The organism is Eremococcus coleocola DSM 15696 (assembly GCF_000428865.1).
In the GTDB taxonomy this organism is placed as follows: Bacteria; Bacillota; Bacilli; order Lactobacillales; family Aerococcaceae; genus Eremococcus; species Eremococcus coleocola.
Genome location: NZ_AUAT01000014.1, coordinates 58,441 through 65,274, shown reverse-complemented (window position 1 = coordinate 65,274; position 6,834 = coordinate 58,441). Strand labels below are relative to the sequence as shown.

The following is a 6,834-nucleotide window of genomic DNA, read 5'->3' as shown; positions in this document are numbered from 1 at the left end:
TTGCCATTTTCAAACATCCATTTAGCAAAGGTCTGCAATCTAGCTTCACCAACTGAATCAGCTAAACCTTGGCTAATGTCTTTCATCAGCGCCCAATAATGCTTGCGTTGCTCGTCTGTTCCGCTGCCTTTCTTCCAAGGGTCAAGGTAGCCAAAGAATCGTCCGTTGTATTCTTCAAAGTCTTTGGCGTTCACCTTGTCCAATGGCCGGACTGTGATTAGTCCGTCATGGCTACTTACAATTTCAACCCTCATTGCGCAACTCTTCTAACCATGTCTTGGCTACTGCTAATAATTCAGATTGTTTATGTTCTCGATAGTCGGAGCCTAGTCGGTTATTTATGCCAGCGCAAAATGTTTTTTTAGAAATTTTAAACGGTTCAAAGTCTGTGTAGATGTCTGCCATAGTGGCATTTAAATTATCAATTTGCTTTTGAGAGTTACCACTTTTCTTAGTGTTTCCACTAACTTCGTTTCCGTCATCGTCAACTTCACTTGCTACCCCAAAGGCACTTGATAAGCTATATCGTCTTGCATAAGTGATAGCTGACCCCATACCTTGAGGGGTGTTCTTATCTGGTTTTAGATAAAGTGGGTCACACTCTAACCACTCACCGCTTGAATGAGTTAGTAAAGTGATCACCCCTGTTTTGCCGTTCTCATCATTAATCGTTGATTGAATGTAGCTAAGGCCATGCTTTGGTGCTACTTCATCAATCGAATAGACCACGTTTTCAAGTGGCACATATTTCGATTTAAAGAATGGGTTATTAGCGTCTTTCTTTGGTTGTTTATAATCAGCCTTGAAATCAGATAAAGCTTTGAATAAATTCTTAGTACTTTCTGAAAATCTCATTACACTAAACCTCCTAAAATTTCATCTCCTAAATTCGGTACCCTCTCATAGCTAGGTCATAGCCTGTAACTACGAGATAAGAATCAATTAAAAATTCATATAACTGACTGTCCTTGAGCCCTTTAATTGTTTTATCGATGTATAAATATTCTTTTTCTTCGGTTTCTATATATTCATTTTGGTCATCGTTGCTCATGATATAATCACCATAGTAGTCAACGGCTACCGGATAAGGTTTTTCATCTTCTAAGCCGTACCCGGATTTTATCCAAGTGTCTTTGGCATTTAGCCTTTTTAAATTATCGTTCATGTGTTATACTCCTTTATATATTCATACCTAGTCCGCATCCCCAATGCGGGCTTTTTTTATATGATGTCCATGATGATCCAAAAAAATAAGTAACCTAACAAAACGAATACCATTCCAATAGCGGTTCCTGCTATAAAACCCTCAGTCCGTGCGTCTTTGAAGTTTAGTTCTTCAAACTCTTCAAGGATCTTCTTTTCCTTTTTATCCCACTGAGATTGTGTGTATTTAAATTTTTCGTTCATGCAAAATACCTCCTTAACGCTGGCGGGCGTTATTCTTTTATTAGATCCAATACTTCTTCAATATCGGACCGTTTATACATTCTTTTCTTACCTTGTCTACGACTTTTCAAACCGGCAGCTTCCCACCGTCTTATATCCAAGTCGCAACAGTCATACTCTTTACAGACTTCTTTCTTCATCAACCATTGTTTTTGTTGCTTGGCAAGCATATCCTTAGCCATACTTTCGGCTAACTCTAGGATACCTTGGGCAAGTTCTTTACTTGCTGCTTCGGAAAGTATTTCCATGGCGGTTACCCCTTTCTAAATTCGTTCACATCGACACCTAGGGCATCAGCTAATTTGAATGCCGTTGATAAGGTAATATCTTTATTCACTCCACTTAGTATTCGATATAGCTGACCAGAATTAAGACCAGCTTCAATCTGTATTCGTCTAATAGTTTTTCCAGACTGATCAACTAATGCTTTTAATTTTTCTTTATTCAAATTTCCACCCCTTAATACAATATGTTGTGTCTAAAAGTTATGAACAACCATATGAAGTTCTTTTGATTTTTCTAATCTAGAACAAATTGATGATATGGCTTTAGATAATTTTGTAAGCGAACACACCACTTTCTCTAATTGGAAAGATATGTTAACCAAAGCTTCTGAATTATGGACTGCTAAAAAACTTGGTTTTTAATCAAATTCAATAAATCTCTAACCTCTGGTAAATCCATAATGTTGATATCGACTGACGGCTTTACCTTCTTCCCTCGTCCAATCGCTGCACCGACTACCAATCCTGCAGTGATCAGGGCGAGGTTTTTTATTGTTTGTTTCATGTTAAGTCCCTTTCTTTTGCTATAATCTCCTTGTAGGAAGGAGGTGCTAAAATGTCCGATTTAAAATGTCAATATAGTAAATTTATCCCTAAAGAATTCGGTTCTTTTAGTAGGATAATAACTAACGCTAACCACCAAGATATTTTTTTGGATAGATGATATTTCTTTCGTTCAAAGATTTTCTAACGATGTTATAGTTGCTATCACTAATAACAACGAAGGAACGCTTATCTCTTCAAATAAAGCATTTACAATTTCTGCCGAAATAACTGATTATAATAAACCTTCGCATATCCATGTTCACCTGGATAATGCATAGTATTTGTACCAGTGTCATAAATAGGTTTTAACTTCACCACAGCCTTTGCAGTTACCCCAATAATTGCAAGGGCTAATATTATTTTTTTCATGTGTGACTCCTTTCTAGCGATTTTACAATCATGCTATAATTGAAATAAAAACGAGGTGTTTTATGAACTTACCTACATTTTTATTTAATTTAGATTTTTGGAACTTTGTTATTGCTGTCGTCGCATTAGTTGTTGCGATATACTCCGTCTGGTATACCAAACGAAGAGATAAATTCACTCTAGAGCTAGACAACTGTTGTTATGAACGTCATAGAGATTACGCTCCAATCATTTTTTCCTTTGACGTGGTAAATAATTCAAGCGCTGGTATCAGAATTCTAGCTATCGAATTCGATTTGAACACTGTCAGTTATGATCCATTTGAAGAAAACAGAAAGCGTGATTTAATTGCTGTGACGGCGAATTATGAATACGATTCTCAATTTACTGGCAATGAATTCTTAGAATCTCAAGCCAGAAAATCATATAGCTACTTTATAGCCAAACCTCAGAATACAGTTACACTAACTATTACTGCTGACAAACCATTAAAATGGTGGTCAAAATCAAAATCATTTACGATTCACCCTTCTGATTTCAATCAGTAAACTGATATTCAAAATCAAATGGACGATGAGTAGTATTAAAATTGCTTGTTGCATTCTTTGCTCCTTTCTGATGAAAAATCTCGATTTGAGATAGGTTATTGCTTAATGCTAATTCATTCAATTCTAATCTCCTTTTATATTTAATTTGTTGTATTTTTGTCAACTTTTATTCTAAATTTTTTTCTTGCTTCATATACATCATTAAAACTAATTCCTAAAACTTTTGAAAAACTTTCCATTTGCTCTATATTCATACTTAACGGATTTACCCTCATGTCATACAATCTTTGTCTGCTCACGCCCATCTTATCAGCTATATAATTTATCTTTAGTCCAGAACGATCAATTAAATCATCAATTTCAGAATTTGTCGACATCTGCATCCTACCACTCCTTTCTTTAACTAAATATTCTACACAAGTTAATAACTAACTCTATGAGATTGATAGCTAGTAACGTCCATAGCAACTTTTCTAATAGACTTTTTTTATCTTTCATGGTAGTCTATGAGTAAGAAATAAAGGGGCTAAGGTTAGTTCCCTAACCCCTGATTTTTATGGTAGAAGTTTCAAGACAATTTCTAATAGTTTATTAATTAACTCAACTATTGCTGTAGCTAGAGCTAATTTTATTAGAAGTTCGTTCTTGGACTTCTTTTTTTGTTTCTTACTCAAACTTTCAACTCCTTTCTTGTTAAGGTCTTAATCAACCTTACAAACACATTATATACTTAAGTTGCATTTTTGTCAACAATCAAATTGCTTTTTTGTCAACTTTTTATTTACTATTCTTTTTTTATTGGTATAATTAAAGTTAAAAGGAGGGATATAATGACTAGCAATATAATTTTCGGACAGATGATTGATTATTATCGGAGACAAAAAGGGTTAACTATGGAAGAATTAGGAAAAGAATTAGGAAAAGCTAAATCATCAATTTCAAGATGGATTTCTGGAGAAAGATATCCAAAGATAGAAGAAATTGAAGAAATTGCAAAATATTTTAATACTGATGTTGAGACTCTTATTTTTGGGGCAAAACGTAATCAATTTGACATCACCACTATCTACAACCAACTAACCCCTCCTCGTCAAACAAAGGTATATGAATTTGCTGAATACCAACTTGATGAACAGGAAAACGGCAAGACGGTTCTTATATATGGTCAGACCGCAGCTGGCGAGCCAATTGAATACGGTCAAGATATAATCCGTGAAGAAGCAACTTCTTATATCCCAGATGGTGCGGAAGTTGCTCTAGTGATCAACGGAGATTCAATGGAACCAGACTTCAAGGACGGATCAATCGTCTACTACAAAAAACAGCCCACCCTGGAAACGGGTGAGCTTGGCATATTTGAAATTGACGGTGCAGTCACCTTCAAGAAGTACAAACCTAATTATGAAGATGAAACAATCCACCTTGTATCACTCAATCAAGATTACGAAGATATGATTTTCCCTGGTGACAAAGTTAAAGTGTTAGGAAAAGTGATTTGGTAAGTGGTTATGTAGAACAGGCTATTAATATGTATTGATTAAAGATGAAATAAAAAAACCACCCACCTGCTGCAACAAGTGAGTGGCATACCTGGAAAGGTTTTCCAAAAATATCATAACATATGGAGGTACAAATATGAACAAGAAATTATTATTAGTTGCTAGTGCTATGGTGTTGGTGAATACAGCACCAACTTTTGCACAAGATAAAGATAAAATAGATGACCTTAAAACTCAAATTGAAGCTAAGAAAAACGAATTAAAAGATTTGGAAGCTCAACTTAAAGAATTAACTGGTGAAAAATCTGAAGGCGATTTTGGACAAGCTGTTACTATTGAAGATGTGACAATAACAATCAATAAAGCTTACTACTCAACGGATCTAAATGAAATGTCTGATATAAAAGCTGACAAAGTCTTGGTAATAGAATACACTGTTCAAAATGATTCTAATGATGAGATTTTTGCTAATATGAACATTGATGTTTATGCTGACGGTAAAAAATTAGATACTTACCCTTATACACGTAACAAATCTGAAAAGATTTCTGCTGGTAAAGCAGCTGACCTAATCGCTGGTTATGCTATTGTGGGTGAACCTAAAGAATTAGAATTAGAGTTCAGACCCCAATATATAGGTGAAATAGGTAATGACACCGTCAAAATAGCCACTGATGGCTTTGAAACTGTTGAAGAATAAAAAAATTAAAAAATCCCACACCCTAATCTTGGCGGACCAGGTGTGTGCAAAAATTGCACATACCACTCAGCATGGTGCATTTGATAAACAAGTAAATAAAATGTTGAAAAAATTACAATAAACACCCCACTCCCTACCGCCAAGTAAGATGAGTGAGGTTGATTGAAATAGTAATTTTATAACTAAAACATACATTACACTTGACGCACCCCGGTTGTTTCAGTTAAGATATACATAATCTTAATGAACGGCTGAAGTTCAGCCAACCAAAAGGGGGCCTAACGGCTCCCTTTTGTGTTTTATAAGGAGAACTCCATGAAACCTTTTCGAACTATCGACGAACAAATTGCCTTACTAAAAAGTCGTCATTTAACTTTTTTATCAGAAGAACAAGCCCGTAACAATCTGTCTCGTTATGGATATTATGAAATTGTTAACGGCTATAAGGACCTTTTCATTAAAGACAAATCATTTCCTGATGAAGAGGAATCTTATGTTCCAGGAGCTACTTTCGAAAATATATTTGATCTTTTCTTATTTGATACACGGCTCAGGCGAGCTGTTTTCACCTCAATGTTAGAAGTTGAACTCAATTTACGGACTGCTGTAAGTTACGTCATTGGAAAACATTATGGATCTAATGAATCCGACTATTTAATTAGAGAAAATTTTAAATCAGGGAAGAGAACCTTTTATAATGGAAAAGCCGAATATCAAATAGATCAGTTACTTCGCAAATTAAGAAAAATACGAAACGACGATGTTCAACCAATGAAACATTACAGGGAATGCCACAGCAACGTTCCCCCTTGGATTATCATAAAAGGTACTTCCTTTGGCAATCTCTTAATGCTCTATAAATTATTAAAAGCCCCATTAAAAAACGAAGTTATCAGTATACTATATGGTATACCTGTACAACTCGTAAACAATGATCCAAGTATAAAACAGCTTTTTTCCGATTCATTAAAGTTATTCCATAAATATCGTAATCGCTCAGCGCATGGAGGTAGAATTTATAATTATATACCTGAAGATACCTCTATACGCTACTCACCCCTTTTACATTCAAAAATTAACGTTGATGAAGCTGCTTACCGAAAAGGTCATGGGCATCACGGTATCAGGGTGTTATTAGCAACATTATCTATGTTTGATAATACAGATGCGTTCCGACACTTATATGCAACTTTGGGGTCAGAATCTAAAATGTTAAACGAAAAATACTCTGGTTTTATGAAAAAACTATCTATTCAGATGAATATGGACTTAAGTATCTTGGTTGAGGTAGACCGATTAGACGAAAGATACTAACACATAAAAACCTAAATTACCCAGTATAGAATTACATCCGGTTAAATCAGTAAAATAAAATACCCCACTCCCCTGTCGCCAAACAATCGGAGTGAGATAACCAAAAATCAACCCTTTGATAGGGCTAT

Annotated in this window: 14 protein-coding genes; 4 read left to right on the top strand and 10 right to left on the bottom strand. The window is 35.0% G+C overall.

The genetic code is table 11. From position 1 onward, the window contains the following. The 8 genes from G396_RS0104900 to G396_RS11400 all read right to left on the bottom strand — a co-directional run. Positions 1-254 (bottom strand): hypothetical protein (locus G396_RS0104900; protein WP_028125187.1); only part of this gene is annotated, 254 nt, incomplete at its 3' end. Then, on the bottom strand, positions 244-855 hold the full coding sequence (locus G396_RS10195) for an ERF family protein (protein ID WP_051221118.1): 612 nt from the start codon (positions 853-855) through the stop codon (positions 244-246). The genes G396_RS0104900 and G396_RS10195, both read right to left, overlap by 11 nt. A 28-nt stretch (positions 856-883) precedes the next feature. After that, on the bottom strand, positions 884-1,165 hold the full coding sequence (locus G396_RS0104890; RefSeq protein WP_028125233.1) for a hypothetical protein: 282 nt from the start codon (positions 1,163-1,165) through the stop codon (positions 884-886). Positions 1,166-1,221: 56 nt separating this feature from the next. Then, positions 1,222-1,407, bottom strand: coding sequence for a hypothetical protein (locus G396_RS0104885; RefSeq protein WP_028125232.1), 186 nt, complete (start codon positions 1,405-1,407; stop codon positions 1,222-1,224). A 29-nt stretch (positions 1,408-1,436) separates the two neighbouring features. Beyond that, entirely contained in the window at positions 1,437-1,694 is a 258-nt protein-coding gene (locus tag G396_RS0104880; RefSeq protein WP_006418858.1) for a hypothetical protein, read from the bottom strand. A gap of 5 nt (positions 1,695-1,699) precedes the next feature. Then, positions 1,700-1,894 (bottom strand): helix-turn-helix domain-containing protein, encoded by a 195-nt coding sequence (locus G396_RS0104875; RefSeq protein ID WP_034907583.1) that lies wholly within the window; start codon positions 1,892-1,894, stop codon positions 1,700-1,702. A gap of 179 nt (positions 1,895-2,073) precedes the next feature. Beyond that, a complete protein-coding gene (locus G396_RS11405) occupies positions 2,074-2,235 on the bottom strand; it encodes a hypothetical protein (RefSeq protein WP_155857409.1) in 162 nt (53 codons plus the stop codon). Positions 2,236-2,483: 248 nt separating this feature from the next. Beyond that, positions 2,484-2,645 carry a hypothetical protein gene (locus G396_RS11400; RefSeq protein ID WP_155857408.1) on the bottom strand — a complete coding sequence of 54 codons (162 nt, stop codon included), beginning with the start codon at positions 2,643-2,645 and terminating at the stop codon, positions 2,484-2,486. A gap of 62 nt (positions 2,646-2,707) precedes the next feature. Here G396_RS11400 and G396_RS0104855 point away from each other — a divergent pair, with 62 nt between their 5' ends. Beyond that, positions 2,708-3,193 (top strand): hypothetical protein, encoded by a 486-nt coding sequence (locus G396_RS0104855; protein ID WP_028125230.1) that lies wholly within the window; start codon positions 2,708-2,710, stop codon positions 3,191-3,193. Here the strand turns inward: G396_RS0104855 and G396_RS11925 are convergent. Together G396_RS11925 and G396_RS0104845 are read right to left on the bottom strand one after the other, a co-directional pair. Then, positions 3,183-3,314, bottom strand: a complete 132-nt coding sequence (locus G396_RS11925; RefSeq protein ID WP_282705427.1) for a hypothetical protein — start codon at positions 3,312-3,314, stop codon at positions 3,183-3,185. The genes G396_RS0104855 and G396_RS11925 overlap by 11 nt on opposite strands. 19 nt (positions 3,315-3,333) lie before the next feature. Beyond that, positions 3,334-3,576, bottom strand: coding sequence for a helix-turn-helix domain-containing protein (locus G396_RS0104845; RefSeq protein ID WP_028125229.1), 243 nt, complete (start codon positions 3,574-3,576; stop codon positions 3,334-3,336). A gap of 447 nt (positions 3,577-4,023) precedes the next feature. Between G396_RS0104845 and G396_RS0104835 the strand changes: the two genes are divergently transcribed. From G396_RS0104835 to G396_RS10185, 3 genes are all read left to right on the top strand, one after another. Continuing rightward, on the top strand, positions 4,024-4,695 hold the full coding sequence (locus G396_RS0104835) for a LexA family protein (protein ID WP_034907580.1): 672 nt from the start codon (positions 4,024-4,026) through the stop codon (positions 4,693-4,695). A gap of 133 nt (positions 4,696-4,828) precedes the next feature. Continuing rightward, the gene (locus G396_RS10930) at positions 4,829-5,392 is read left to right on the top strand and encodes a DUF5067 domain-containing protein (RefSeq protein ID WP_051221135.1); all 564 of its coding nucleotides are present in this window, start codon (positions 4,829-4,831) and stop codon (positions 5,390-5,392) included. 315 nt (positions 5,393-5,707) lie between these two features. Then, complete coding sequence (locus G396_RS10185) at positions 5,708-6,706, top strand: Abi family protein (protein ID WP_051221133.1); 999 nt, start codon at positions 5,708-5,710, stop codon at positions 6,704-6,706. Positions 6,707-6,834: the final 128 nt, after the last annotated feature.